The following is a 26,756-nucleotide window of genomic DNA, read 5'->3' as shown; positions in this document are numbered from 1 at the left end:
ATATAAACTTACAACCAAAAACCATTTAATAATATGAATTATACAGATTTAGACGTTTGGAAATATTCCAGAGAACTTGTAAAAAAAGTATATCTTCTAATAAAAAAAAATCCAAAAGAAGAAATATATGGATTAACAAATCAAATTAGAAGATCTGTGGTTTCTGTCCCTTCTAATATCTTAGAAGGCATTGGAAGACAGTCAAACAAAGAAACAATTCATTTTTTATACATAGCTAAAGATTCTTTACAAGAAGTTGAAACACAATTGTATTTATCTTTTATTTAGATTATATGTCAAAGGAAGATTTAAAAATTATTTTAGAAAAAGTGATTTCATGCAAGAAATTATTAAATGGTTTTATTAATTATTATAAAAAATTATAAGTATGAGTGAGACCAACAACCAACAACCAATAACCATTAACCAAAAACGTTACATGAAATTGTCTGGATTAGAACCACTAGTTCTAAACGAGAACAGCAATTTTATAAACGTTGGAGAACGAACAAATGTAGCAGGTTCTCGTAAGTTTTTACGTTTAATTAAAGAAGAAAAATTTGACGAGGCTCTTGATATTGCAAGGCATCAAGTAGATGGTGGTGCACAAATTATCGATATTAACTTTGATGACGGCTTAATTGATGGAAAACAAGCCATGGTTCGTTTCTTAAATTTAATTGCAGCAGAACCAGATATTTGTAGAGTACCAATAATGATTGATAGTTCCAAGTGGGAAATCATAGAAGCTGGACTTCAAGTGGTACAAGGAAAATGTGTGGTAAACTCCATTTCGTTAAAAGAAGGAGAAGAAAAATTCATTTGGGAGGCCACCCAAATAAAACGTTATGGAGCAGCCGTAATTGTAATGGCTTTTGACGAAGTTGGGCAAGCAGATAATTATCAAAGACGCATCGAAATTGCAAAACGTTCTTATGATATTTTAGTTAATAAAGTAAATTTTGCATCCGAAGATATTATTTTCGATTTAAATATTTTTCCTGTAGCAACAGGTATGGATGAACACAAAAGAAATGCTATCGATTTTATAGAAGCAACAAAGTGGGTAAGAGAAAATTTACCCAATGTTTCTGTAAGTGGTGGTGTAAGTAACGTATCATTTTCGTTTAGAGGAAATAATGGTGTTCGTGAAGCAATGCACTCTGTGTTTTTATATCATGCCATAAAAAACGGAATGAATATGGGTATTCTAAACCCTGCTTTGTTAGAGGTTTATGATGACATTCCTAAAGATTTATTAGAACATGTAGAAGACGTAATTTTAGACAGAAGAGAAGATGCCACAGAACGTCTTTTAGATTTTGCAGAAACTGTAAAAGGGTCTAAAAAAGAAGCTGGTGCAGATTTATCTTGGAGAGAAAACACATTGCAAGAAAAAATTACACATGCCTTAGTAAAAGGGATTGACGCTTTTATTATAGAAGATGTAGAACAAGCAAGACAAGAAGCTGAGGCACCTATCGAAGTCATAGAAGGTCATTTAATGATTGGTATGAATGTAGTAGGTGATTTATTTGGAGCAGGAAAAATGTTTTTGCCTCAAGTAGTAAAATCTGCAAGAGTGATGAAAAAAGCTGTTGCGTATCTAAATCCATTTATTGAGGCTGAAAAATCTGATAAATCAGAACCCGTTGGTAAAATTTTAATGGCAACTGTGAAAGGGGATGTGCATGATATTGGTAAAAATATTGTAAGTGTTGTTTTGGCTTGTAATAATTACGAAATTGTAGACTTAGGTGTGATGGTTCCACCAGAAAAAATTATACAAACAGCTATAGATGAAAGAGTAGATGCTATTGGTTTAAGTGGTTTGATAACACCATCTTTAGATGAAATGGTGTATCTAGCAAAAGAAATGCAACGTCAAAATTTTGAAGTTCCTCTATTAATTGGAGGTGCAACAACTTCTAAAGCACATACAGCAGTAAAAATAGATACACAATACAAAAATGCCGTAGTGCATGTTAATGATGCCTCAAGAGCCGTAACAGTTGTAGGAGATTTATTAAACAAAAAATCGAGCCATTTATATACTGCAAAATTGAAAAAAGATTATGACGAATTTAGAACCAAGTTTTTAAAACGTGGGAAAGAAAAATCATATATTTCCATTGAAGCTGCCAGAAAACGTAAGTATAAAATAGATTGGGAAACCACAGAAATAAAAAAGCCAAACGAACTTGGAATTCAGACCTTAGAACAACTAAGTTTAAAAGAATTGTTGCCCTTTATAGATTGGAGTCCGTTTTTTAGAAGTTGGGATTTACATGGTAAATACCCAGCTATTTTAACAGACAATTTGGTTGGCGAACAAGCCACAGAATTGTTTAACGATGCTCAAAAAATGTTGCAAGAAATTATAGCAAAACAATTGCTAAAATCCAAAGCAATATTTAGCTTGTTTGAAGCAAACTCAATTAACCATGATGATATTTCTGTTCATAAAAAAGGCAAAGAAATTGCGGTTTTTAGAACTTTAAGACAACAACTTAAAAAAAGAGAAGGAATCCCTAATTTAGCATTAGCAGATTTTATTGCACCAAAAGAAACAAAAAAAACAGATTATATAGGTACATTTTGTGTAGCTATTTTTGGCGCACAAGAATTGGCCAACAGTTACAAAGCAAAAGAAGACGATTACAATGCAATTATGGCCCAAGCTATAGCTGATAGGCTTGCAGAAGCTTTTGCAGAATATTTACACAAACAAATAAGAATAAAACATTGGGGGTATGCTACAGATGAAGCTTTAACCAATGAAGATTTAATAAAAGAAAATTACAAAGGTATTCGACCTGCACCAGGTTATCCTGCATGTCCAGATCATTTAGAAAAAGAAACAATTTGGAAGTTACTAGATGTAGAAAATCAAATAGGAGTTAGCTTAACAGAAAGTTTAGCCATGTGGCCAGCAGCAGCAGTTTCTGGATATTATTTTGCCAACAAAGAAGCCAAATATTTTGGTTTGGGTAAAATTACAGAAGACCAAGTAACCGATTTTGCAACAAGAAAAGGAATTACATTAGAAAAAGCGAAAAAATGGTTGCATCCTAATTTGGCAGAAGAATAGTTTTTTTAGACCTTACGGGCTTTTAAAGCAAAAGTGGGTTTTGCGTTAGCGATTGAAATGGCATCCTTTTTGGTTGTCAGTTAGAGTGAATTTTGAGGAACGAAAAATTTGTAACGAGAACAAAGCAAAAAAGATATAATGTAAAGCGCGACCTTTAGGGAACGCCCAAAAAATAAGTTTAGCGTTAAAAGTTTAGGGTGTTTAAACCAAAAACGAATAACCAAAAACGAATAACTAATTAAAATGAAAATTACAGACCACATTAAAAATGCAAACGGAAAAACATTGTTTTCCTTTGAGATTATTCCACCTAAAAAAGGAAATAATATACAAGAATTATACAATAATATAGATCCTTTAATGGAGTTTAATCCGCCATTTATAGATGTAACCACTTCTAGAGAGGAGTATGTGTATGTAGAAAAATCGGGTTTATTAGACAGAAAACTAACTAGAATGCGCCCAGGAACTTTAGGTATCTGTGCAGCCATAAAACATAAGTACGAGGTAGATACAGTACCACATGTACTTTGTGGAGGATTTACCAAAGAAGAAACCGAATATTTGTTAGTAGACTGTCAATTTTTAGGTATAAATAATGTAATGGCATTAAGAGGAGATGCTATGAGTCATCAAAAATATTTTTCGCCATCCAAAGGGGGGCACGAATATGCCTCTCAATTAGTAGCTCAAATACAAGATTTAAATGGTGGTAAATACTTGCACGATGTTGTAGAACCAGAAAACGCTGCCGATTTTTGCATTGGTGTTGCTGGTTATCCAGAAAAACACTTAGAAGCGCCCTCTTTACAAACCGATTTAAAACGCCTAAAAGAAAAGGTAGATGCAGGTGCAGATTATGTGGTTACACAAATGTTTTTCGACAATAAAAAGTATTTCGAGTTTGTAGAAGCCGCAAAAAAAATTGGTATAAATGTGCCTATTATACCAGGAATTAAGCCCTTGGCTGTAAAACGTCATTTACAAATTTTACCACAAGTATTTAGAATCGATTTGCCAGAAACTTTAATAAACGAAGTTTCTAAATGCAAAACTAATAAAGATGTGCGCCAAGTAGGTGTAGAGTTTGCCATTGCTCAATCTAAAGAGTTGTTGGCAGCAGGTGTGCCAGTATTGCACTATTATTCTATGGGAAAATCGTCTAACATAAAAGAAATTGCGAAACAAGTTTTTTAGGGCGTGCCCTTTTTTGTTTTAAGATTTTGCAAGGCAAAACGAAAACAAAAAACGTCAGGCTTTCGGTACTCGCTTTGCACAAAAAAGTGCAAGAGCTCAAACAAAGCCTCAATCCTTCACGCACATACTTATAAAAGCTATTGCATATAGAAACCATTGATAGTTTTATCAATAGAAATAATTTAAGCAAAATAAAAAGGCAAATAATTTAATTACTTTTGTATATCAAATTAATAACAATCAATTTTAAAAACATATAAAATGGCATTAGAAATAACAGACGCAACTTTTGAAGAAGTAGTATTAAAATCAGACAAACCAGTATTAGTAGATTTTTGGGCAGCTTGGTGTGGGCCATGCAGAATGGTAGGACCCATTGTAGACGAAATACATGCAGAATACGATGGTAAAGCAGTTGTAGGTAAAGTAGATGTAGATGCCAACCAAGAATTTGCTGCAAAATACGGAGTTAGAAACATACCAACAGTTTTAGTGTTTAAAAACGGAGAAGTTGTAGACAAACAAGTAGGTGTTGCTCCTAAAAAAACATATACAGATAAAATAGAAGCTGCGTTATAGTAGAGTAGCAATATTTTTTATGATCTTAAAAAGGTTTGGCTAACGCTAAACCTTTTTTTATTTTAGTAAAATTCAATTTTTAAAAGTAACAAAAGCTATTTTGTAATAATATTTAGACAATAGTACAGATTATAACCCTATTTTTAAAGAAACTATAGCAAACTACAGATCATTTAAAAAGAGTATTAGAAATTAAAAAGTAAGTATGAATTTATCTAAAATAAAATCTTCTGAAATTAAAAACCTAAACATGTTAGCAAAAAGTGTGGTAGAAGGTTTTATAACAGGTATGCATAAAAGTCCATTTCATGGTTTTTCTGTAGAGTTTTCTGAGCACAAACTTTATAATAAAGGCGAAAGTACACGTCATATAGATTGGAAATTGTATGCGAAAACAGAAAAATTATATACTAAAAAATACGAAGAAGAAACTAATTTGCGTTGTCATATTATTATAGATAATTCTGCATCTATGCATTATCCCATTGTAAAAAAGCAAACATTAGCTTCTTTAAATAAGGTGGGTTTTTCTGCGGTAGCGGCAGCCTCTTTAATGGAAATCTTAAAGCGTCAAAGAGATGCTGTCGGTTTAAGCATTTATTCAGATTTATATGAATATTACGCACCCGAAAAAGGGAGTGAACGTCATAGAAAGATGTTAATTCATCAATTAGAACAATTATTAGTGTCAACATCTACCAAGACTACAGAAACGTATAAATATTTGCATGAAATTGCAGAAAAAATTCAAAGGCGTTCATTAATTTTTCTGTTTACTGATATGTTTCAAACAACCAAAAAAAACGAGGCGCTTTTTGAAGCTTTACGTCATTTAAAATACAACAAACACGAGGTGGTTTTATTTCATACGTTTGATGGTAAAACAGAACTAAACTTTAATTTTGATAATTCACCCAAGAAATTTATTGATTTAGAAACCGGAGAAGAAATAAATGTTTACGCAGAAAATGTTAAAGAAAAATACAGGGAAATTGTAGAAAATTATTTTAAAGATTTGAAAAATAAATGTTTACAGTATCAAATAGATTATGTTCCTTTAGATATTAATGCAGGTTTTAATGATGTATTGACAAAATATTTAATTAGTAGAAAAAAAATTAGATAATAATTCATTTTTTTATTTGCAGATATTAAAATCTATTATATATTTGCATCCGCTATAAGCAACGGTTTGGTAGTTCAGCTGGTTAGAATACCTGCCTGTCACGCAGGGGGTCGCGGGTTCGAGTCCCGTCCAGACCGCAAAAAGCATCTCATTTACGAGATGCTTTTTTTGTTTTATGTCAATATAACTTATTGTTTTTCAGTTATTTATGAGGTAAAATTTCACTATTTTTTCACAATCTCAAAAACCGCTCGGGGACTAAACCGGGGACTCTTTTTTTCTTGTAACCTAAAATAATTTTTATTTTTAAAATAAAGCAACTGGCTTTTTTAAAATAATTTTAGCACCAATAAGTAGGATTCTAAATATACGAAAAATAGTGCTGTTTGTTATTTTATAAAACAATTTTTATTTTTTTAAATAAAGCGATGTTGACAGCATCTAGTCTGCGTTTTGATTTTTTGCTCTAAAAAAACCAATAGATATCTCGATTTTTAAAAGAGTTAAAAAATAACTTATTGTAAAGGATGTATTATAAAGTAAATACATATTGATTTTCATTGTTTTTTATTTTATTTCAAAACCTCTTCCGCAATTGGTTTTACTGGGATTTTCCTTTGGTTGTTTTTCTTTATCATTTTGATGATTTTTAATAAAATTAAAGTTTCAAATCCATTAAAAGTTCCATTGAAAACAATGACAATCATGGTCAAAAAAGGAGTTGAATATTTTAAAATTATTCTAGGAGATAATATTTAAGTTTTTACTACCTTTTTTACTTCTTTTTTACAAGGAAAATAATATTTTTTTCATTGTGAATTTCAATATCTTTAAAATCAATTAATTTTAAGCATTGGTTTCATTGAGAACCTTATATTTTATTGTCAAGTGGACTATTGATTTTATGGGGGTTTTGCTTTGTTAGTTTGTGCTTGTTATTTTTGACGATTTTTTAATAAAATTAAAGTATCAAACCCATTAAGAGTTCCATGTAAAATAATGAAAATAATCGTTAAAAAGGAATTGAGTATTCTGAAATTATTCTAAGAGATAATATTTAATTTTTTAATACCTTTTTAACTCCTTTCTTACAATGAAAATAATTATTTTTTTCATTGTGAATTTCAGATTGCTAAAGATTAATGAATTTTAAGTAATGGTTTCATTGAAAACCTTAAATTTTATCGACAAGTGGCTTATTGATTTTATTGCAGTTTTCCTTTGGTAGTTTGTGCCTATTATTTTTGATGATTTTTAGTAAAATTAAAGTATTAAATCCATTAGAAGTTCCATTGAAAACAATGAAAATCATGATTAAAAAGGAATTGGGTATTTTAAAATTATCCAAGGTGATGATTTATTGCTATTAAAATATTTTTCAAAAGAATTCAATAATTCAAAGTCAGTGAAAAAATCTTAATTTTCTATCATCTTATTTTAGATGGATTCACAAGTTTTAAAAAACTTAACTCAGATTTAGAATTAAGATTTTCATATAATATAAAATTTGAAACTTTTGAATCTGCTATTTATAATCTTGAGCTTAAATTTGTTACTGAAAATAATGAGCGTAAACTTAGTAAAAGTTACAACTATTTATTTACTATAGTATACACCTCTGGTGTTAAGAATATTAAAAAAATCTAATTAACTTATTTGTGTAAGAAAGTATATACCAAAAATTAGCAATTAATTCTATACCTTGTTTCTAGTAGTATTTCTCCTTTTTCAGTTTTTATTTAATTATTTGCTCTTTTTCTTAATGTGAACATACCTGTATAGGCTTCACTATGATTTTCTTTATAATACATTTTTTTTATTTTAAAATATTGATTTTTTTAAGTTTTAAACCATACATTTGTATTGTATTTTGAACCTAAAAATAGGTACCAACCGAGAGTAGTCTCCACGGTGGTAAGACAATACGGACATTACGTCACAATAAACGTCTTTATCAAAGTACAAATAAAGTACAAACTTGAACTCAAGAAATTATATCTCTATTATTGTAATTCAAATTAACTTAAAATTTTAAAAATGAAAAAAGTATTATTATTATTTACAATTGCTATTTTATCAGCAATGCATTCATTTGCACAGGAATCTAAAGGGTATATTGGTGTTTCGATTGGATTGGCAGCACCAATGGGTGATACAGCTGATGGAGCTGATGCAGGGCTAGAGCTTGGTTTAATTAACGCAGGTTATCGCTTTAATGAAACTTGGGGTGCAACATTAAATTGGGGTGCCAGTAGTCACGAGCATCCAGATTTCGAAGATTTTACTATAGGAGTAGGATACCTAGCAATTGGGCCTATGATATCATTTGGAGGTCTTGACATAAAACCTCAATATGCATTTACTGCATTAGTAATTAATGATTCTCTCGGAAACGAAACTACATATGATGGTGAATCAGGATTTATTTTAGGCGCAACTTACAATTTTTCTCTAGGAGGAAATTGGGGTATCGCTGCAAATGCCGATTATTTAAACTTTACTTCTGAGGGTTTTGATGATTCTGATAGTATCTTTAAATTATCTGTTGGTGTAAGGTATAACTTCTAAAAAATAGCAGTTATTTCTAAAATGTTTTTAATTCACACCTTAAATCAAGTAATTATTTTAAGGTGTTTTTTTTTAAAATTTTTATATATGAAAAAAAGGATATTATTTATTCTGACACTCTGCTTAAGTTTTAGTCTTTTTGCACAGAAAAAAAACAAAAGAGTTTCAGATAGAAAACAAAATACTATTGAAACTATAAATGAAGTTGCTACAGCAACTGAAGATACCCGTACTTTAAAAAGAAAGGTAGCTATTGCCAGATTCTCTAATGAGACAAGCTATGCGAAAGGTCTTTTCTATGACAAAAATAATGATCCAATGGGCAAGCAAGCAGTTGATATTCTTTCAACTAAACTAGCCTCTTCAGGAAAATTTATCTTACTAGAAAGGCAGGATTATCAGTTGATTAAAGATGAATTAAAAATTGCTGATAACGAAGGATTTCAAGAAATTGGTGCAGATTATTTAATAATAGGTTCCATTACAGAATTCGGAAGAAAAAACGTTGGAGAATCAAAGGTGTTTTCTCGAAGTAAAACACAGATTGTTGAAGCTGGTATTAGCATCAGACTTATTGATGTTTCTACTGGACAAATCATCTATTCTGAAGAAGCAAAAGGACAAGCGAAGACAAGTAACAAGACCACTCTTGGTCTTGGAAAAAGGACAGATTACGACTCATCTCTTTCAGATAAGGCAATTTCTGCAGCAATTTCTCAATTGGTCGAGAATATTATAAATAATTGTTTAAACAGACCTTGGAAGTCCTATTTTTTATCTTATGACCAAGATGGCATCATAATTTCAGGAGGTGAAAGTCAGGGTTTAAGGTTAGGAGACCGCTTTGATGTTTTTAGTAAAGGAAGAAAAATAAAAAACCCTCAAACAGGTATGTTTATCGAATTACCAGGTAAAAGAGTAGGTCAAATTACAATTGATTATTCAGGTGGTGAATCCCCTGAAAGTGAATTTTCAATAGTTTCTTTTGTTGATGGAGATATTGATAAAAATAGCCTTGGTAAATATTATATTAAACAAATAGACTAATGAAAAAAATACTATTTTTTACAATTTTGACAACACTTCTAATAGGGTGTGGAATAACAAAGACCGTCAGTAAAGGTATAGAGAATCAGGCTTTTCTACTAATTGTAGGAACGCCTTCTAATTACCCTAACGGTGTTGAGGTGGTAATTGACGATAAAACGAAGTTTAATGCTGAAGTACAAAAAAACAGAGATAAAGTTAAACATCTTCGACTTTACGGAATTTCTACAGGAAAGCATAAGGTTTCTATCTCAAAAAACAATAAAAGTATTTATGAGAAAATAATTTTTGTTTCATCACAACAAACTAAAAAAATCATATTACCATGAAAAAATACATTTATATATTTATAGTAGTTTTTGCTTTTTACTCTTGCAGCGCACCTAAAGGATTGTATTCATTTGAAAAATACCAGGAGGCAAGTTATAATTATTTAAAAAAAGCTGATGAAAAATCAATAAATAATATAATGGAGCAGTACCAAAAGATAATTAAAAAACAAAAAGGCACAAGAAAGGTAACTCCCCCAGGAATGTTAGCTGACTATGGTTTTTTCTTAATTCAAAGAGGGGATTTAAAGGCAGGAAAAGAGAATCTAAACAAAGAAATTTCACTTTATCCGGAATCAAAAATTTTTATAGATCGAATTTTAAAATTAATTGAAAAATGAAGCACTCCATATACTTATTATTATCAGCAACACTTTTAATTGTTGGTTGTGGTACAACCTCAAAATTAAATAAGGCCCAGGCATACAAAGGAATGTATGAAGAAAAACCTGTGTCTGTTTTGATAATGCCTCCAATAAATAGAAGTACAAACGTAGATGCAAAAGAATATTTTCATACTACATTAAATGTACCAATTTTAAATGCAGGGTACTACGTTATTCCTCCATTTTTGTCAATGGAAATTTTAAAGAGAGAAAGTGCCTATGATTCTGAACTTTTTATTGAAAAACCTTCACTAAAAATATTTAATAAAATATTTGGTGCTGATATTATACTATTTACTAAAATTAACAAATGGGACAAATCTAGTTTAGCTTCTCGAGTAACTGTTGAAGTTGAATATATACTTAAATCTGCCCATACAAGCGAAATCTTGTATTCTAGAAAAGGAACAATATCTTATAATACTTCAATTTCAACTGGCGGTAGTTTTTTACTAAATTTGGCAGCTTCAGCTATAAACACTGCTGCTACAAAGTATGTAGATGTTGCTAAAGCAGCGAATAATTTTATTTTTACTGATTTACCAAAAGGCAAATATAGTCCAATGTTTGGATTAGATAAGGAAGAAATGGCTGGACTAAAAGTGATAAAAGTTAGATTACCCAAATAACAAGAGCTGTACTTAACTTAGAGCAGTACTGGTTTTAAAAAATATACTAATGACAATTTTATGGTTACTAAAAATATTAATGACAACATCTATAAAATAATACTGGAGTTTTCTAAGGTTAGTGGTACCTATGTTTAGAAGTTCAATTGTTTTTTTTTTATTTATAGTTAGTTTGACAGAGTAGATAGATATGCTCTATAAAAGGTATTTTAATTAATGTTATTTATTACAGAGAGTTTGATTAGAAAGATAAAATATAATTTTAAATTCTTTTTAAAAGTGGTTTAAGTTATTGATTAAATTTATAACATTGTTAACTATAAATATTTTCTAAGTTCAAGTAATAAGTGCAAAAGATAAATTTAAAATGAAAAAAATAATAATTATTTTTATTGGGATTTTAATATGGTCTTGTAGTGGGGAATCGTCTAGTGATATACAATTTGAACCTGAGATAACTGCTTTTAATTTTGAGGAACGATTACCTAAAAATATTCAAAATGGTGCACCTTTGATCTATTCTCAAGTGATGAGTATGCAAGGGCAAATAAATGCCATGGGTTTATTTATGAGTAATAATGGCTATATGAATAAAACTACAAACAAAGCTAAAACCAACAGCGACTGGTCGTATGGAGATTTCAATGTAGATCATAGCTATGATTTAGTAGGTAATCAGTATCAATTTTATTATACAATTTCTTACCAAGGTACAGTTTATTATCTTATTGAAGGTTGGCAAATGGTTGATGGGTCTTCAGGATATTGGGATTCAAAAGTCGATTTCGAGGCTTTAGGTCAAGGCATGAAAAATATACCAGACTACACAACAGAACTCTCTTGGACTTCCGATGCCGATGGTCTGGATATGGAAATATCATTTGATTTTGGTGATACTATGCAAATATTTTATGAGATGACTATTAATAATGATGACTCTGGATATTTTGCTTACACATTAAATGGCGATTTAACTTATTCTGCTTTATGGTATGCAAACGGTTCTGGTCTATGGACAAATCATCTCACTACCCCTTCAACTGTATATACTTGGTAAAATCACATTGCTTACATCCTTTTAATCTTAACTATATAAAAAAGGTCTTAGTAGAATTATTAAATTCAGGTAAATCACTAAAAGGCCTAAAAAATGTTATTAGTTTTGTTCTGTTTTTAACTTGATTTTAAAAATTCAAAAATCTAAGGATAGAATATAATTTAAATCTTCAATAAAGTTAGAAGAGTCAACAGTGGAGGTCACTTTTTATTCCCAAGAATAATTTTTTATTCTTGGGAATATTTTTTTGTACTATATTTTAGATAGTCAAAAATCTAAGGATAGAATATAATTTAAATCTTCAATAAAGTTAGAAGAGTCAACAGTGGAGGTCCATATTTAATCAATTAAAAAAATGCTTTATATTTTTTGGCGACTACTTCAGCATCTAATTTTAGATATTTAAGAAACGAGCGTTCACTGCTATGACCAGAGAATTTCATAATTACAGAAGCGGGGAGTCCCTTTAGAAATTTATTAGTACAAAAAGAACGACGGGCCGTATGTGAACTTACCAACTCATATTTTTTAGAAACCAGCTCATGAGTTCCGTATTTACTTACTTTCTGTACTAAGACCTCTTGGTCTATGCCCGCTTCTTCGCATAACGAACGCAGGGTTTTATTGAAAACAAACGTATTATAAGTCAGTTTAGGGAGTTCGTAATTGTAAGAGCTGGCAATTTCTCGATGTAAATCGCTTAAAGGAATGATTAGTTTTGCTTTGATTCCCGAAGATTTTACTTGAAAGAAAATTAATTGGTCGTCTTGGTAGTTTATTTTTTTAATCTGAGTTAAATTTTTAAAACGCATTCCGGTTTCACAAGCAATTAAAAACAAATCACGCGTTTCCTTTTCTTTAGTTGATAAATCTTTAAGTTCATATAGTTTCTGTATTTCATCTTGGGTTAAATAAACTTTATCAGACTCTACTTGTTCTACAACCATATGTTTTAAAGGAAATCGCGTACATATCTCTTTGTCAAAACACCAATGTAAAAATGCTTTTAAGTTTTTTACATTTTTCCCTACGGTATTTACAGAAAGTCCTTTATTGCCTTCTTGGTTAATGGCTTCGTAACTTAGGTATTCATAAAACAGGTCATAAAAACTATCACTTTCTTGTTTTAAGCTAGAAAACCCCGTTATACGTCCATGCATTGACTCTGTTGCTTTTAAATGCTTACGGAGTGAATAATGATAATCTCTATACACATAACTAGATTGAGTCTTTTTTTTAAAGGCTACAAATTCATCAAAATAATACCAAAAAGATTTTCCGTCTTTCACGTAAGAGGGAAGTTGTGCTTCTTTTTTAATACGTTCTTTAAATTCTTTTGCACTAATTGTTGCCTTTTTATCAATTAGCTCATAAGTGATTTTCTGAAAGGAAGTTTCAAAGTTCTGGAGTCGCTCATTTATTTTTTTTGCTTCGGGAAATGAGCTATGGACTCGAGCTCTCATTTGCTTTTGAATCCACATACTAGGTTTAACTGAAAGACCAGTTGACATCTTAATACGCAGGTTGTTAAATCGACAAACTAATTGTATGCTCGTAGCATAATTAGCATGTGGGTCTCTAAGATAGAAGCTCGTTTTCCGCATATCATAGGGTTTTATAGGGGCAAATGTACAAAAAAAATTGGGGACTAAACCGGGGACTTTTTTTTACTTATCAACTTTTTAAAAAATATTATTTATAAAAACAAATAATTATATTTCAAGTATTTAAGTCGTATTTTTGGAGATAATATTTTATTTTTAAAAATAATATTTTAAAAACATATTTAACTTATAATCAATATTTTAAGACAATTTATAAGTCCCGTACAGACCGCAAAAAGCATCTCATTTACGAGATGCTTTTTTTGTTTTAGTATGTTACCCCAACCAACCTTCTCTGTCTAAACTTCTATATTGTATGGCTTCTGCAATATGGTCTGGAGAAATATCGTTTTCATTAGCTAAATCTGCTATAGTTCTTGCTACTTTTAAAATTCTGTCATAAGCTCTTGCAGAAAGATTTAATTTTTCCATGGCTGTTTTTAAAAGCGTTTTACTTTCTTTAGATAATTTACAAAATCCTCTAATTTGTTTTACGCTCATTTGTGCGTTATAATGCATGTTTTCTAATGTTTTAAATCGTTCTGATTGTATTTCTCTTGCAGCTGTAACTCTTTTTCTAATTTCTACAGAAGATTCTCCTCTTCTTTCTTCAGAAAGTTTATCAAATGGTACTGGTGTAACTTCTATGTGAATATCAATTCTATCTAACAACGGGCCAGATATTTTACTTAAATAACGCAGCATTTCTTGTGGAGTAGAAGTCATTGGGCTATTTGGGTCATTAAAAAATCCAGAAGGACTTGGATTCATACTAGCTACCAACATAAAACTACATGGATAAGTTACTGTAAATTTTGCTCTAGAAATGGTAACATCTCTATCTTCTAATGGTTGACGCATTACTTCTAAAACATCTCTTTTAAATTCTGGTAATTCATCTAAAAACAAAACACCATTGTGAGAAAGTGATATTTCTCCTGGTTTTGGATATTGGCCTCCACCTACAAGCGCAACATTTGAAATTGTGTGATGTGGGCTTCTAAAAGGTCTTTGGTATAGTAAACCTTCGTTTTTAGTTTTACCAACCACAGAATGTATTTTTGTAGTTTCTAAAGCTTCATGCAAAGTCATTGGTGGTAATATAGAAGGCAATCGTTTTGCCAGCATTGTTTTTCCAGATCCTGGAGGTCCAATTAAAATAATATTATGACCACCAGCTGCTGCAATTTCCATACATCGTTTTATAGATTCTTGGCCTTTTACATCAGAAAAATCGAATTCTGGGAAATCGATATTTTTGTAAAACTCTGCTCTTGTATCAACAATGGTAGGCGCAATCTTTTTATCACCATTAAAATGATTGATGACTTCCATAATGTTATCTACTCCTAAAACTTCTAAATTGTCTACAATAGCAGCTTCTTTGGCATTTTCTTTAGGTAAAATTAAATGCTTAAATCCTTCTTCTCTCGCCTTTATGGCAATAGGCAAAGCGCCTCTTATAGGTTGTAAACTTCCGTCTAAAGAAAGTTCTCCCATAATTACATAATCATCAATATGGGTAGATTTTATTTGGTTGGAGGCCGAAAGAATTCCGACAGCTAAGGTTAAATCGTAAGAAGCACCTTCTTTTCTGATATCTGCAGGAGCCATATTAATAATAATTTTTTTACCCGGAAGTTTATAGTTGTTGTTATTGAGCGCTGCAGAAATACGGTACGAACTTTCACTAACCGCTTTGTCTGGTAAACCGACTAAGTGGTAACCAATTCCTTTGTCAATATTTACTTCAACAGTAATTGTAGTAGCTTCTATACCAAAAACGGCAGAACCATAGACTTTAACAAGCATATTTTTTTTTCTAAAGATAAAAAAATAATTGGGAATCTAAATTTCTCCGTAAATCACTAAAAAAACAAAAAAAGACAGATTACCTCTAAGTTTAGAGATCATCTGTCTTTGAAATTATTTAGATTATTAAAGTAAAACTAACTTTTAAGCAGAATTTCTACTCGCGTTAATATTACCAAATAAAGAACGCATTACCATTTTTTCGTAGGTTTCTATTTTTTCTTGATTTCCATCTATCTTTTGCAAATCTTGAATTTGTTTTAAAGCAAACTGTTGTATTGTTAATAAAGGCAATACAATTTGTTCTCTAATTTCTATAGATGCTTTTCCAATAGGGAAGTTTTCCATCAATTCTTTATGACCAGTAAGCTTTAAAAGTAATCTCTTTGTAGTTTTATATTCTTTATAAATTAATTTCCAGAAATCTCCAAAAACAGGGTCTTCTGCCATATATGCTGTTAAACCAAAGAAAGATTTTGTTAAACTCATCATACTGTTTTCTAACAATGTTTTAAAGAAATCTGAAGCATTGTAAAAGTCTACAATTTCATCAAAACGCCCTGCATCTTCGTACTTTTTTAATGCTGTTCCTACTCCAAAAAAACCGGGTACATTTTGTTTTAATTGACTCCAACTACCCACAAATGGGATGGCTCTTAATGCAGAAAAATCTAGTGTATCAGAAGAAGCACGTTTGCTTGGTCTACTTCCAATATTTGTTTTTGCGTAATATTTTAACGTACTCATTTGTTCTAAATACGGTAAAAATTGTGGATGATTTTTAAAATCTACATAGGTTTGGTAACTGGTAGAGGCCATATCTTCTATCAACTCTCTATGTTTATCATTAAGTTGGTCTTTGGTAAAAACTTCATTTTTTATACCAGAACTAACTAGTTGTTCTAAATTGTATTGAGATGAGGTTTGCGTACCAAAATTAGAACTTATGGTTTGTCCTTGTATGGTTAATTGTATTTCTTTATCCTCAATAGTTGGTCCTAAAGAAGCATAAAACTGATGCGTTTTACCACCACCTCTTGCTGGTGGTCCTCCACGTCCGTCAAAGAAAATTACCTCAATATCAAATTCTCTTGAAACCTTTGTTAAAGCTTCTTTGGCTTTAAAAATTCCCCAGTTTGCCATTAGATAACCACCATCTTTGGTTCCATCAGAAAAACCAAGCATTATGGTTTGTTTATTTTTTCTTTTTTCTAGGTGATACCTGTAACTTCTATTAGAATACAGCGTTCTCATTACATCTTCTGCATTTCTTAAATCTTCTACAGTCTCAAAAAGAGGAATTACATCTACAGGCAATTCGTTTTCGAAACCACATAAATTTAACATGGCAAAAGTTTGCATTACGTTTAATGCAGTTTGGTTATTACTAATAATATAACGATTTGCACCACGTTCTCCATTTCTTTTCTGAATTTCTTTAAGGGCATACATAGATTCAATCGTTTTTACAGAAATATCGTCTGTAAGTATTTTTGGGTCTATGTTTCCTTTTACAACTGCCAAAATTTTAATTTGTTCAGCTTCAGATAAATGTTCAAAATTTTCAGGAAAAGTAGTATCGCCAATGGCTTGTAAATCTTTTACAATTTGGGTAAAGGCTTTATGATGCACTCTACTATCTTGTCTGATATCTAATGTAGCAAAATGGAAACCAAATATTCTAACTTTATTTATAAAATCATCTAATTCTTCTAAAAATAAAGATTGATGTTTAGTTTCTATAATTTTTCTAGCAGTTGCTAGTTCTTCTAATAATATTTTTTGAGAAAAGTTGACTTTCGTATAGCTTCTTACAACGTGTTTGTAAAGGCGCTTTTCTATTCTACCAAAAATTTCTTGAACACCATCAAACGTAAAACGTCTTTTTAGTTTTCTAACATCTCTGTAGTAATTCCTTAGGATAGTTTGCCTTAATCTTTCTGCAACATTTAAGGTAATTTCTGTAGTTACAAATGGGTTTCCATCTCTATCTCCACCTGGCCAAAAACCAAGATCTATAATTTCGTTATCAATAGGGTTTCCATCATATACATTATTTTGAATGTAGTTGTAAATTTTTGGTACTGAGTGGTAAAATACGTGCTCTAAATACCAAATTAAACTTACAGCTTCATCAAAAGGAGATGGTTTTTCTTTTTTATAAAATGGTGTTTTACCTAATTGTGCTAGTAATCTTTTTATAAGAATTAAATCATCATTTTGTATCGCTTTATCTAAATCTGTAATAATACCTAAAACGGAACCTGGATAAAATTGTGTTGGGTGTGCAGTTAATACAATACGCACCTTAAACTCTTCTAAATAAGCTTTTAATTCTTCTTTTTTATTTCTAATAATAGAAATTTCTTTAGAGTTCCTAAGGGTACCAATACCATCCATATTATTTACTTCAGAAAAAGCAGCATCTTCTATAGCATCAAAAAGAACTACTTGACGTTCTATATACTGTATAAAATGGAAAAGCATGTCTGTTTTCTCTTTCTCTGTAGGGTTTTCTAAGTATTTTGTGAAGAAAGAATTTATAATTTCTGTTGGATTTTTTCCTTCTTCGAAACCTTTTTTACATAATTCATGAAACAACGGTAACAATACACCTGTATTGCTTATAGAATCGAAAGGTAGCGTTGTAAATACACTGTTGTAAATTTGGTATTTAGACAATACGTTTTCGTTAAAACGAGATAATTTTGGTAGTCCAGACATACATATAAAATTTTATGTAGTAAAGCTACAAAAAAGCCTTGTTACAGAACTTAGTTTTTTGCTAATAATTAACCTATTATTTACGAAAACGATATAAATGTTGAGTGATTTTTATAAAAATCTAAAAAAGTGTCTGTGTTTCTTTTATTAGAAACTTTTATTGATTAAAAATAACACAAAATCATCCGATAGAAAAAATTACTGTGAGAAATTTTTTAATAAGTTCCTTTATTTTTTAAAATTTTCTAAGCCTTTTTGTAACCAATTTTTATACGTTTCTGTATCTGTGTATTGTTGTGGTGTGTTTAAAATTTCTAACTCTGAATTCATTAAAACATAATAAGGTTGTGAGGCGTTTTTAAAGTTTACAATTTGAAATGTAGCCCACTTATCACCAAAGGTTTTTATTTTTTTTATTTGTCCATTTGCTCTCTTAAAATCGAATTGCGCAGCCTTTGGTAATTCTTTTTCATTATCATCTACGTATAAAGAAATAAGAATATAATCGTTTTGCAAAATATTATATACTGTTGGGTTGCTCCAAACATTTTCTTCCATTTTTCTGCAATTTACGCAAGCCCAACCTGTAAAATCTAATAAAATAGGTTTGTTGCTTAATTTGGCGGCTTGTAAACCTTTATCAAAATCTTTATAACAATTTAAGCCTAAAGGACACTCTGATTCTTGTTGATAAATACTGTAAAATTGAGGTGGAGGAAAGCCACTTAATGCATTTAAATTCCAAGTAGGTGTTTTAAACGTACCAGGAACTAAATAAATGACAAAAGCAATTACTAAAACACCAAAAGAAACTCTAGAAAACGATAATTTTTTTATTGGTGAATCGTGTGGAAATTTTATTTTGCCTAAAATATATAAAGCCAATCCTAAGAAAATAACAATCCAAATACCAATAAAAATTTCTCTTTTTAAGATTTCCCAATGCCCAACTAAATCTGAGTTTGATAAAAACTTAAAAGCAAAAGCCAATTCTAAAAAGCCTAAAACTACTTTGGTGGTGTTAAGCCAGCCACCAGATTTTGGTAACGATTTTAACAGGTTAGGAAACAAGGCAAATAAAGCAAAAGGTAAAGCGAGTGCTACACCAAAACCGGTCATACCCGCAGAAAGCTGGCTTGCAGGATTGCCAACAGTACTTAAAGAACCTGCTAAAAGAGATCCTAAAATTGGTCCTGTACAAGAAAAAGAAATGATGGCTAAAGTTAATGCCATAAAAAAGGTTCCTACAATTCCGCCAACACTAGAGGCAGAATCCATTTTATTGCCCCAAGAACTTGGTAATGTAATTTCGTAGTAGCCAAAAAATGAAAAAGCAAAAAATACTAGAATGGCAAAAAAGAAAATATTTAACCAAATATTGGTAGAAATGGTATTTAAAATATTAGGATCTAAGCCATCAATTAAATGAAAAGGCACGCTTAATAAAATATAAATTACTACAATAAATACCCCATACAAAATAGCGTTAAAAATACCTTTTCTTTTGTTTTTACTTTGTTTTGTAAAAAAAGAAACCGTTAAAGGAATCATAGGAAATACACATGGTGTTAATAAAGCTAACAACCCACCCACAAAACCTAATAAAAAGATACTAATTAAAGAGCTATCCGTTTCTGAATTATTTGTATTCTGCTTTAATAAGGATGTGTTTTTTAAATCTAATTTTAAATTTTTAGTTAATTGTTTACTCTTATCATCTAAAACAACAATTTCTTTTTCAAGTTTTTTTCCTGATAAAGAAAATGTAAATAATTCTTCTATTTGTATACAAGCTTCTTTACAAACTTGCCCATAAACTTCTAATGAAATAGTGGATAGACTTGTATCTGTAATTTTTATTTTTTGAGTTAAGATAGCAACATCACTAAAGAAAATTTCTTCTTTTTCCCATACCTCAGAATATTCTTTATTGGTTTTACTTTCTATAGCTTTACCAACCAATTCGTAACCAGTTTTACCTTCTGGAATTAAAATTTCTAAAGGTTGAGAGGCTCCATCTGGATTGTATTGAGAATACAAATGCCAATCTTGTAAAAGGTTTGCTGTGAAAACAATATTGTATTCAGTATTAGAAATTTTATTGATAGTACTTTGCCAAACAGCAGGACTTTCTTCGGTTTGCGAAAAACTTATAAGTGTAAAAAGTAAAATAAAAAGAGAAAAAATTTTCTTCATAATTTGCTATGCATTAAAGGTTTAAACTATTTAAAGTTTCTACTAATTTTTTGTTTGATGGTCTTGGTGCATTGGCGCTAATAATTTTACCTTCTGCATCTAACAAAATAAAGCGCGGAATTCCCTTAATCATATAATCTTGTACAAATTGAGATTTCCAAGCATTTTCTGCTAATAATTGGATTCCACCCAACTCTCTATCTACAATCATTTTTTTCCACTTATTATAAGCATCTTTTGTGTCAATAGAAACACTTACAAATTTTATGTTTTTATTATGGAATTCTTTTTCTACTTTCTTTAAAGATGGTATTTCTGCAATACAAGGACCACACCAAGTTGCCCAAACATCTATATAAACATAGCTTCCTTTTAAATCTTCTAAAGACATTTTACCACCTGCATTGTTTTCGTAGTCTGTAAATTTTGGAGAAGGACTTCCCTTTGCCAAAGATTTTAGTTTCTTATAATCTGCAGCAATTTTTGTGTTATTTTCTTCATCTGTAGAGTTTTTAGAAAATAATTTGTAATATTCTTCTAAATTATCTGTGTAGGTAATGCCATATCTAGCATCATCATACAATAATTTGTTTTTTATTTTTTGATTATTTAATTCTGATACCACTTTTAAATAGGTAATATCTCTAGAAATTGTTGAGTCTTGTTTAACCAAATCACTTGTTTTATCTCTTAATTTAGAACTTACAATATCTCTATAAAATTTAGAGTTTAAAAAATCTTTTTCATTTTCTAAGACCAAACCTTTTAAATCATCAAGAAAATTTTCTGATGGTTCAAAAGCTCTATTTTTTGAATAGTAACCATGGTAAGTTTTATAATTGTTCAGCGTAGCTAAATATTCATAATTTATACTGTTTTTCTCCATATTAGAAAAATCTTCTGAAATGCCATCTGTTTTAAAAAGTAAATCTTCTTCTGCCGTTTTTATTTTTAAAATATGTTCTTTAAACGCAGCTTCATCTTTTAAAAACATTTCTTTTTGATCTCCTATTAACTCTTTAGAAAGTTTTCCTTTTGCAAGTAAATAGTTGTTAATAGCACTTAGGCTTCCTGTAATTTGTAAAGTAGAATCTTTTTTAGTGGCATTATAGCTAATATTTGATTTACTGCCATTTGGCGCATAAAGTTCAATTAAATTATTGTCTTGCCTTAAAACAAAAAAATTGCTATCCATTTTTAAAGTATCTACAAAAGTACCATCTTCAGCTAAAGAAATATCAACTTTTTTACTTGTATCATATTGGCTAAATAGGGTTAGTTTTTTTGTTTTTACATTTTCTATTTTACCAGAAATAATTGCATAGTTTATCGGTTTTTCTTGTTGGCAAGAAATCATTGCTACGATTGCTACCAAAAGGCATATTTTTTTCATAAATTAGTAATGTTGATTCATTTTTGGAAGGTACAAAATCTTACTTGTTTAGCATAATTTTTAAACTAGTCTCCTGGCTTTTGCTTAAAAAACGATTGTCTTGTCTTTTACTGATAACCCAAATAATGTCGTTATTATTGTTGCAGAGCAACCAAATTTGTTGTTTTTCTATGAGTGATAATTTTTCGTCCTTAAAATATTTACTTAATTTCTTTTTTCCTTCCATTCCAGATGGGTAAAAATAGTCGCCATTTTGCCACTTTCTTACAATTAAAGGGAATTTTAGTTTTGTTTTATCAACAAAAATGCTGTTTTTAGTATCTGTTAATTTTTCAATATTTTCCTCAAAAATCATGTGAATGGGTTTTGAAATTTCAGATTGATTTTCTTCAATTTTAAATATTGATTTTGATATAAACGAAAAATCTCTTTCAGATAAAATCAATTGACTTCTGTCTTTTAATAAAACATGAGTTTTAGAAAAAATTTGTTTACCAGATTGTGCAGCAAGTAAATGGTACACATCATTCCACTCTGTAAAATTGTAGTGTTTTAAAAGTTGATACAAATAAGCTTTTGGGTTAGATAACTTTTGGATTTTTGAAACATTTATATGTAAAAGCCCATTTTTTTTGCTAATGATTTCTTTAGAAACCTCAGTAATTTTATCTTCAATAATTTGTTGACTTTCTTTTAGGTTTTCTAATGTTTTAGAAAAACTGTCTAATAAATAAGGGTTTATTTCCTTTAAAACTGGCGCAATTTTATGTCTAATTTTATTACGAACATATTTGGTAGCAGCATTGCTTTTGTCTTCTCTCCAAGAAATTTTATTTTCTTTCGCAAATGCGATGATTTCTTCTCTAGAAAAAGGTAATAACGGGCGTACAAAATTACCGTTCACTACAGGTATTCCTGTAAAACCCTCTAAACCAGAGCCTCTTGTTAAGTTAATTAAAAAGGTTTCTAAATTATCATCTGCATGATGTGCTGTTAATACAAAATCAAACTGGTCTTTATCAATTAATTCTTGAAACCATTGATAACGCAACTCTCTTGCTGCTAATTGTATAGAGCCAATGGGTTCTATAGTAAAATGAATGGTTCGTGTTTTTAGTTTTAGTTTTTCACCTAAATCAATTACAAATTTTTCGTCTAAATCGCTTTCTTCTTCACGTAAGTGAAAGTTACAATGTGCTAAAGAAATATTGAAATTTAAACGAGTTAAAAGGTGTGTTAATACTACAGAATCTACGCCGCCAGAAATAGCAATTAATAGTTTTTTATCCTTTAAAAAAGGAAGATTTTTAGCAATATGATTTTTAAGTTTTTCTTGCATCTGTTGCTCAAAAGTACTGAATAATTTAGAAATTATTATAGTTTGTATTTAGCAGGATTTCATAGGTTTTTAAAACCTGTGAGGTCTATTTTTGACTTTTCTTATTTAACCAAATTCTTATTTCTTTTCTTAAAGACATTTCTGGTTTTGGTAAAGGAATTGTTTTACCAAATTGTTTACTTCTGTTAAATTTAGAAAACGCAATTTTTAGTTGTTTCCATTCAGTTGGATATATTTTTAAAAAAGCATTAAACATATTTTGCTCATTGGGTTTTTCTTCTAAACTTTCTAAAGTTTTTTGGAATAGCTCTTCTTTCTTGGGTATCATAGAATTTATTTAGAATTTGACAACACATGTTTCATAGCTTTTGCTTTTAACAAACACTCTTCATATTCTTTTTCTGCTGATGATTTTATGGTAATAGCACTTCCCACAGAATAAGAAATATACTTTTCTTCTTCGTTATATAAAATGCTTCTTATCACAACATTAAAATCGAAATCTCCCTTTGGAGTAAAATAACCAATTGTACCAGAATACAAGCCACGTTTGGTTTCTTCTAGGTTTTCTATAATATTCATGGCAGAAACTTTGGGTGCACCTGTCATACTTCCCATTGGAAACGTACTTCTAATAATTTCTACAGGATGTATGTTTCCTTCCACTTGAGAAACTACTGTAGATATCATTTGATGCACTTGTTTAAAAGGATACACTTTGCACAATTCTTCTACTTTTACAGTTCCCATTTTTGCAGTTTTAGACAAATCATTTCTTACCAAATCTACAATCATTACATTTTCTGCACGCTCTTTTTCGTCTTTTTGTAAATCTGATGCAATTTTCTCATCATCAACTTTACTAATTAACCTTTTTGCAGTGCCTTTTATAGGTTGAGAAATTACTTTGGTTCCTTCTTTTTTAATATATCTTTCAGGTGATGAGCACAATGCGTATTGATGCTCCAATTTTAGAAAACAAGCAAATGGAGGTGCCGCAATATTATTAAGTTGTTGATAAGTTTCTACAGGATTTATAGTGGCGTTTTCAGCATAAAACTCCTGACAAAAATTAGCTTCATAAATATCTCCTTTTTGTATGTGGTCTAATATTTTATGTATCTTTTTATGGTATTGATCTTTATGAATTCTAAGTTTTATTTTGATATCTGAGTTTACGATATTATCTTGTTGAACACAGTTGAAACCAAGATTTTTAATTTCTTCAAAATCAGTTTCAATCTCATTATCAACCATATTCAAATACTTAAATTCTATGTTATTACCACGAATAAAAATTAGTTTTTGAGGTTGAAAAAAATACAAGTCTGAAAAGTCTAAACCGTCAAAATTTTTAGATGAAATTTGTTCTATATCATTTTTTACATCATAAGAAATATAGCCAAAAATATAGTCATTGGTCATGCTTTGGTATTCCTTTAATTTATCAAAAGCATTGTCATAGTCGGTTTTTATTGCGGTAAATTCTTCTACTGCTAAAGCAGCATCAAAGTTGCTGTATTGTTGGTGATAATTATTAGCATCTAGCCAAAGAGCAGTATCAAATTGTTGAGACCAAATTAATAAATGTTCTTTAAAATCAGCAATATTATCAACAGAAAAAGTACGGTTAGTTCTTTGCATAGTAATGGGTAAAAATACAAATCTTATTGGTTACAAAACAATATTTTTAAAGTAGATTAAAATGTTTTTCCGAGTGTGAATTGAATAGGAACTGCAACTCCAGAATTTTGCGGAAAAATATTTCCATTAAAATAATGCATAATTCTAAGTTCTGCATTGTAACTTCTTTTTTTTCAAAGAAAATATCTAATCCTATGGTGTCTTGAAACGTTGTTTTTGGCCCAGTATTTAAATTATCTAGATTTTTTTAGTAAGTAATGTAGGCCCAATTATAGCGTAATTTGCGTAAATATTAAAACCAATTTTTCTAGAAAAATAATTTTTAGAAAAAGTGTCTGTTTTGTAGCCATCAATTAAATTATCATTTGTAAAAGGTTAAAAAATACCCCCAAAGTTTACGGTATAATAAAAATTTTCTAAAAATTTAGAGGCTTGTGTTTTAGGGCTTTTATGTTCTTGACATTGAAGTAAAGTATAAAAGAATAAAAGAAAAAAAATAGATAGGAATTTTTTCATTTGCTAAATGTAAGAAACTTTATCAAAACAAAAAGCAACCAAAAAATGGTTGCTTTTAAAATAGTTATAAAAATGCGTTTTAGGCATTTAAAGGTTTGCCATCCCAAGCAGCTTTTGCAGCTTCTTTTACAGCCTCAGAATAGGTTGGATGTCCATGACAAATTCTTGCCAAATCTTCTGCAGAGGCTCTATATTCCATAGCTACAGCAGCTTCCATAATTAAATCTGCAACTCTAGCACCTACCATATGAACTCCTAAAATTTCGTCTGTATTTTTATCTGCTAAAACTTTTACAAAACCATCAATATCTCCACTTGCACGAGATCTACCCAAAGCTCTCATCGAAAATTTACCAGATTTGTAGTCAATTTTTGACTCTTTTAATTCGTCTTCAGTTTTACCAACTGCAGCAACTTCTGGCCAAGTGTAAACAATGCCAGGAATTAAGTTATAATCTATATGTGGCTTTTCACCAGCTAAATATTCTGCAACAACAACGCCTTCTTCTTCAGCTTTGTGTGCTAACATTGCACCTTTAACAACATCGCCAATGGCGTAAATATTAGAAACGTTGGTTTGTAAATGATTGTTTACAGAAATCTGACCACGTTCATTAACTTCTACACCTACTTTTTCTAAACCTAAACCTTCGGTATATGCTTTTCTACCAACAGCAACTAAACAATAATCTCCCGTAAAAGTTACTTCTTCTCCTTTTTTATTGTTTGCTTTTACAATTATTTCGTCACCTTTTCTTTCTACAGCTGTAACACCGTGGCTTACGTTGAATTTAATACCTTGTTTCTTTAACACTTTTTGTAATTCCTTTGAAACATCAGCATCCATAGTTGGTGTAATTTTTGGAGCATACTCTACCACAGTTACATTTGCACCTAGGCGTTTGTACACAGAGCCTAGCTCTAAACCAATTACACCACCACCTATAACAATTAAATGTTTTGGTAATTCGGGTAATTTTAAAGCTTCTGTTGATGTAATAATACGTTCTTTATCAATTTCTATAAATGGTAAAGTTGCTGGTTTAGAACCTGTTGCGATAATAATATTAGTACCTTCTATTACTTTAGATGAACCATCATTTTTAGTGATTTTTACATGCGTTTTATCTTCAAAAGAACCCAAACCTTCAAAAACATCGATGTTATTTTTGTCCATCAAATATTTGATTCCTCCTGTTGTAGTTTCTACAACTTTGGCTTTTCTTTCTACCATTTTACCAAAATCAAAACTCGGTTTTTCTACAGAAATACCATGTTCTTCAAAATGATGAATAGCATCGTAATAATGATGCGAAGAGTCTAATAATGCTTTAGATGGAATGCAACCAACATTTAAACAGGTTCCACCAAGAGTGGCGTATTTTTCTATAATTGCTACTTTTTTACCTAATTGTGATGCTCTAACAGCAGAAATATATCCACCAGGTCCTGAGCCAATTACAATAATATCGTATTTCATGAGTACTTTTTTTTGCGTATTCTGTAACCTTTTGGTTCG

The 26,756-nt window shown here is 30.2% G+C and carries 20 protein-coding genes, 1 tRNA gene and 1 riboswitch; of the genes, 12 read left to right on the top strand and 9 right to left on the bottom strand.

Annotation, left to right across the window (positions count from 1 at the left end):
- Window positions 1-33 precede the first annotated feature (33 nt).
- From Q0662_RS03415 to Q0662_RS03360, 12 genes are all read left to right on the top strand, one after another.
- A complete protein-coding gene (locus tag Q0662_RS03415) occupies window positions 34-288 on the top strand; it encodes a four helix bundle protein (RefSeq protein ID WP_347186307.1) in 255 nt (84 codons plus the stop codon).
- A gap of 100 nt (window positions 289-388) precedes the next feature.
- Window positions 389-3,091, top strand: coding sequence for a methionine synthase (gene metH, locus Q0662_RS03410; RefSeq protein WP_298947159.1), 2,703 nt, complete (start codon window positions 389-391; stop codon window positions 3,089-3,091).
- 243 nt (window positions 3,092-3,334) lie between these two features.
- Complete coding sequence (gene metF, locus Q0662_RS03405) at window positions 3,335-4,288, top strand: methylenetetrahydrofolate reductase [NAD(P)H] (RefSeq protein ID WP_298947158.1); 954 nt, start codon at window positions 3,335-3,337, stop codon at window positions 4,286-4,288.
- Between the two features lie 261 nt (window positions 4,289-4,549).
- Entirely contained in the window at window positions 4,550-4,867 is a 318-nt protein-coding gene (gene trxA, locus Q0662_RS03400; RefSeq protein ID WP_298947157.1) for a thioredoxin, read from the top strand.
- 205 nt (window positions 4,868-5,072) lie between these two features.
- Entirely contained in the window at window positions 5,073-5,993 is a 921-nt protein-coding gene (locus Q0662_RS03395) for a DUF58 domain-containing protein (RefSeq protein ID WP_298947156.1), read from the top strand.
- 63 nt (window positions 5,994-6,056) lie between these two features.
- Window positions 6,057-6,130: transfer RNA gene (locus tag Q0662_RS03390), tRNA-Asp, on the top strand.
- A gap of 1,723 nt (window positions 6,131-7,853) precedes the next feature.
- A riboswitch (SAM-I-IV-variant riboswitch) is annotated at window positions 7,854-7,947 on the top strand.
- Between the two features lie 83 nt (window positions 7,948-8,030).
- The gene (locus Q0662_RS03385; protein ID WP_298947154.1) at window positions 8,031-8,561 is read left to right on the top strand and encodes an outer membrane beta-barrel protein; all 531 of its coding nucleotides are present in this window, start codon (window positions 8,031-8,033) and stop codon (window positions 8,559-8,561) included.
- Between the two features lie 87 nt (window positions 8,562-8,648).
- Window positions 8,649-9,608, top strand: a complete 960-nt coding sequence (locus Q0662_RS03380; RefSeq protein WP_298947152.1) for a CsgG/HfaB family protein — start codon at window positions 8,649-8,651, stop codon at window positions 9,606-9,608.
- A complete protein-coding gene (locus Q0662_RS03375) occupies window positions 9,608-9,937 on the top strand; it encodes a hypothetical protein (RefSeq protein WP_298947150.1) in 330 nt (109 codons plus the stop codon). The genes Q0662_RS03380 and Q0662_RS03375 overlap by 1 nt, the downstream gene beginning before the upstream one ends.
- A complete protein-coding gene (locus Q0662_RS03370; protein ID WP_298947148.1) occupies window positions 9,934-10,278 on the top strand; it encodes a DUF4810 domain-containing protein in 345 nt (114 codons plus the stop codon). Before Q0662_RS03375 ends, Q0662_RS03370 begins: the two co-directional genes overlap by 4 nt.
- Complete coding sequence (locus tag Q0662_RS03365; RefSeq protein ID WP_298947146.1) at window positions 10,275-10,952, top strand: GNA1162 family protein; 678 nt, start codon at window positions 10,275-10,277, stop codon at window positions 10,950-10,952. Before Q0662_RS03370 ends, Q0662_RS03365 begins: the two co-directional genes overlap by 4 nt.
- Window positions 10,953-11,487: 535 nt before the next feature.
- Window positions 11,488-12,009, top strand: coding sequence for a hypothetical protein (locus tag Q0662_RS03360; protein ID WP_298947145.1), 522 nt, complete (start codon window positions 11,488-11,490; stop codon window positions 12,007-12,009).
- A gap of 347 nt (window positions 12,010-12,356) precedes the next feature.
- On the opposite strand, the gene Q0662_RS03355 is transcribed toward Q0662_RS03360, so the two are convergent.
- From Q0662_RS03355 to lpdA, 9 genes are all read right to left on the bottom strand, one after another.
- Window positions 12,357-13,520 (bottom strand): tyrosine-type recombinase/integrase, encoded by a 1,164-nt coding sequence (locus Q0662_RS03355; RefSeq protein WP_298947144.1) that lies wholly within the window; start codon window positions 13,518-13,520, stop codon window positions 12,357-12,359.
- A gap of 369 nt (window positions 13,521-13,889) precedes the next feature.
- Complete coding sequence (locus Q0662_RS03350) at window positions 13,890-15,425, bottom strand: YifB family Mg chelatase-like AAA ATPase (protein WP_298947143.1); 1,536 nt, start codon at window positions 15,423-15,425, stop codon at window positions 13,890-13,892.
- A 144-nt stretch (window positions 15,426-15,569) separates the two neighbouring features.
- Complete coding sequence (locus tag Q0662_RS03345) at window positions 15,570-18,149, bottom strand: phosphoenolpyruvate carboxylase (protein ID WP_298947141.1); 2,580 nt, start codon at window positions 18,147-18,149, stop codon at window positions 15,570-15,572.
- Between the two features lie 228 nt (window positions 18,150-18,377).
- Window positions 18,378-20,345, bottom strand: a complete 1,968-nt coding sequence (locus Q0662_RS03340) for a cytochrome c biogenesis protein CcdA (RefSeq protein ID WP_298947140.1) — start codon at window positions 20,343-20,345, stop codon at window positions 18,378-18,380.
- Window positions 20,346-20,358: 13 nt separating this feature from the next.
- The gene (locus Q0662_RS03335; protein WP_298947139.1) at window positions 20,359-21,738 is read right to left on the bottom strand and encodes a TlpA disulfide reductase family protein; all 1,380 of its coding nucleotides are present in this window, start codon (window positions 21,736-21,738) and stop codon (window positions 20,359-20,361) included.
- 40 nt (window positions 21,739-21,778) lie between these two features.
- Entirely contained in the window at window positions 21,779-23,077 is a 1,299-nt protein-coding gene (gene tilS / locus Q0662_RS03330) for a tRNA lysidine(34) synthetase TilS (RefSeq protein ID WP_298947138.1), read from the bottom strand.
- Window positions 23,078-23,162: 85 nt separating this feature from the next.
- On the bottom strand, window positions 23,163-23,405 hold the full coding sequence (locus Q0662_RS03325) for a hypothetical protein (RefSeq protein ID WP_298947137.1): 243 nt from the start codon (window positions 23,403-23,405) through the stop codon (window positions 23,163-23,165).
- A 5-nt stretch (window positions 23,406-23,410) separates the two neighbouring features.
- A complete protein-coding gene (locus Q0662_RS03320; RefSeq protein ID WP_298947136.1) occupies window positions 23,411-24,721 on the bottom strand; it encodes an anthranilate synthase component I family protein in 1,311 nt (436 codons plus the stop codon).
- 595 nt (window positions 24,722-25,316) lie between these two features.
- Window positions 25,317-26,717: a dihydrolipoyl dehydrogenase gene (lpdA, locus tag Q0662_RS03315; protein WP_298947135.1), complete on the bottom strand. Its 1,401-nt coding sequence runs from the start codon at window positions 26,715-26,717 to the stop codon at window positions 25,317-25,319.
- Between the last annotated feature and the right edge of the window lie 39 nt (window positions 26,718-26,756).

It is taken from the genome of uncultured Polaribacter sp. (assembly GCF_947503855.1).
In the GTDB taxonomy this organism is placed as follows: domain Bacteria; phylum Bacteroidota; class Bacteroidia; order Flavobacteriales; family Flavobacteriaceae; genus Polaribacter.
This window is presented reverse-complemented; position numbering and strand designations above follow the sequence as displayed.

Coding starts and splice junctions, on each gene's coding strand:
- Q0662_RS03370 (WP_298947148.1), top strand. CDS start 9,934: ATGAAAAAATACATTTATATATTTATAGTAGTTTTTGCTTTTTACTCT.
- Q0662_RS03380 (WP_298947152.1), top strand. CDS start 8,649: ATGAAAAAAAGGATATTATTTATTCTGACACTCTGCTTAAGTTTTAGT.
- trxA (WP_298947157.1), top strand. CDS start 4,550: ATGGCATTAGAAATAACAGACGCAACTTTTGAAGAAGTAGTATTAAAA.
- Q0662_RS03415 (WP_347186307.1), top strand. CDS start 34: ATGAATTATACAGATTTAGACGTTTGGAAATATTCCAGAGAACTTGTA.
- metF (WP_298947158.1), top strand. CDS start 3,335: ATGAAAATTACAGACCACATTAAAAATGCAAACGGAAAAACATTGTTT.
- Q0662_RS03395 (WP_298947156.1), top strand. CDS start 5,073: ATGAATTTATCTAAAATAAAATCTTCTGAAATTAAAAACCTAAACATG.
- Q0662_RS03385 (WP_298947154.1), top strand. CDS start 8,031: ATGAAAAAAGTATTATTATTATTTACAATTGCTATTTTATCAGCAATG.
- metH (WP_298947159.1), top strand. CDS start 389: ATGAGTGAGACCAACAACCAACAACCAATAACCATTAACCAAAAACGT.
- Q0662_RS03335 (WP_298947139.1), bottom strand. CDS start 21,738: ATGAAAAAAATATGCCTTTTGGTAGCAATCGTAGCAATGATTTCTTGC.
- Q0662_RS03340 (WP_298947140.1), bottom strand. CDS start 20,345: ATGAAGAAAATTTTTTCTCTTTTTATTTTACTTTTTACACTTATAAGT.
- Q0662_RS03375 (WP_298947150.1), top strand. CDS start 9,608: ATGAAAAAAATACTATTTTTTACAATTTTGACAACACTTCTAATAGGG.
- Q0662_RS03345 (WP_298947141.1), bottom strand. CDS start 18,149: ATGTCTGGACTACCAAAATTATCTCGTTTTAACGAAAACGTATTGTCT.
- Q0662_RS03325 (WP_298947137.1), bottom strand. CDS start 23,405: ATGATACCCAAGAAAGAAGAGCTATTCCAAAAAACTTTAGAAAGTTTA.
- Q0662_RS03360 (WP_298947145.1), top strand. CDS start 11,488: ATGCAAGGGCAAATAAATGCCATGGGTTTATTTATGAGTAATAATGGC.
- Q0662_RS03355 (WP_298947144.1), bottom strand. CDS start 13,520: ATGTCAACTGGTCTTTCAGTTAAACCTAGTATGTGGATTCAAAAGCAA.
- lpdA (WP_298947135.1), bottom strand. CDS start 26,717: ATGAAATACGATATTATTGTAATTGGCTCAGGACCTGGTGGATATATT.
- tilS (WP_298947138.1), bottom strand. CDS start 23,077: ATGCAAGAAAAACTTAAAAATCATATTGCTAAAAATCTTCCTTTTTTA.
- Q0662_RS03320 (WP_298947136.1), bottom strand. CDS start 24,721: ATGCAAAGAACTAACCGTACTTTTTCTGTTGATAATATTGCTGATTTT.
- Q0662_RS03350 (WP_298947143.1), bottom strand. CDS start 15,425: ATGCTTGTTAAAGTCTATGGTTCTGCCGTTTTTGGTATAGAAGCTACT.
- Q0662_RS03365 (WP_298947146.1), top strand. CDS start 10,275: ATGAAGCACTCCATATACTTATTATTATCAGCAACACTTTTAATTGTT.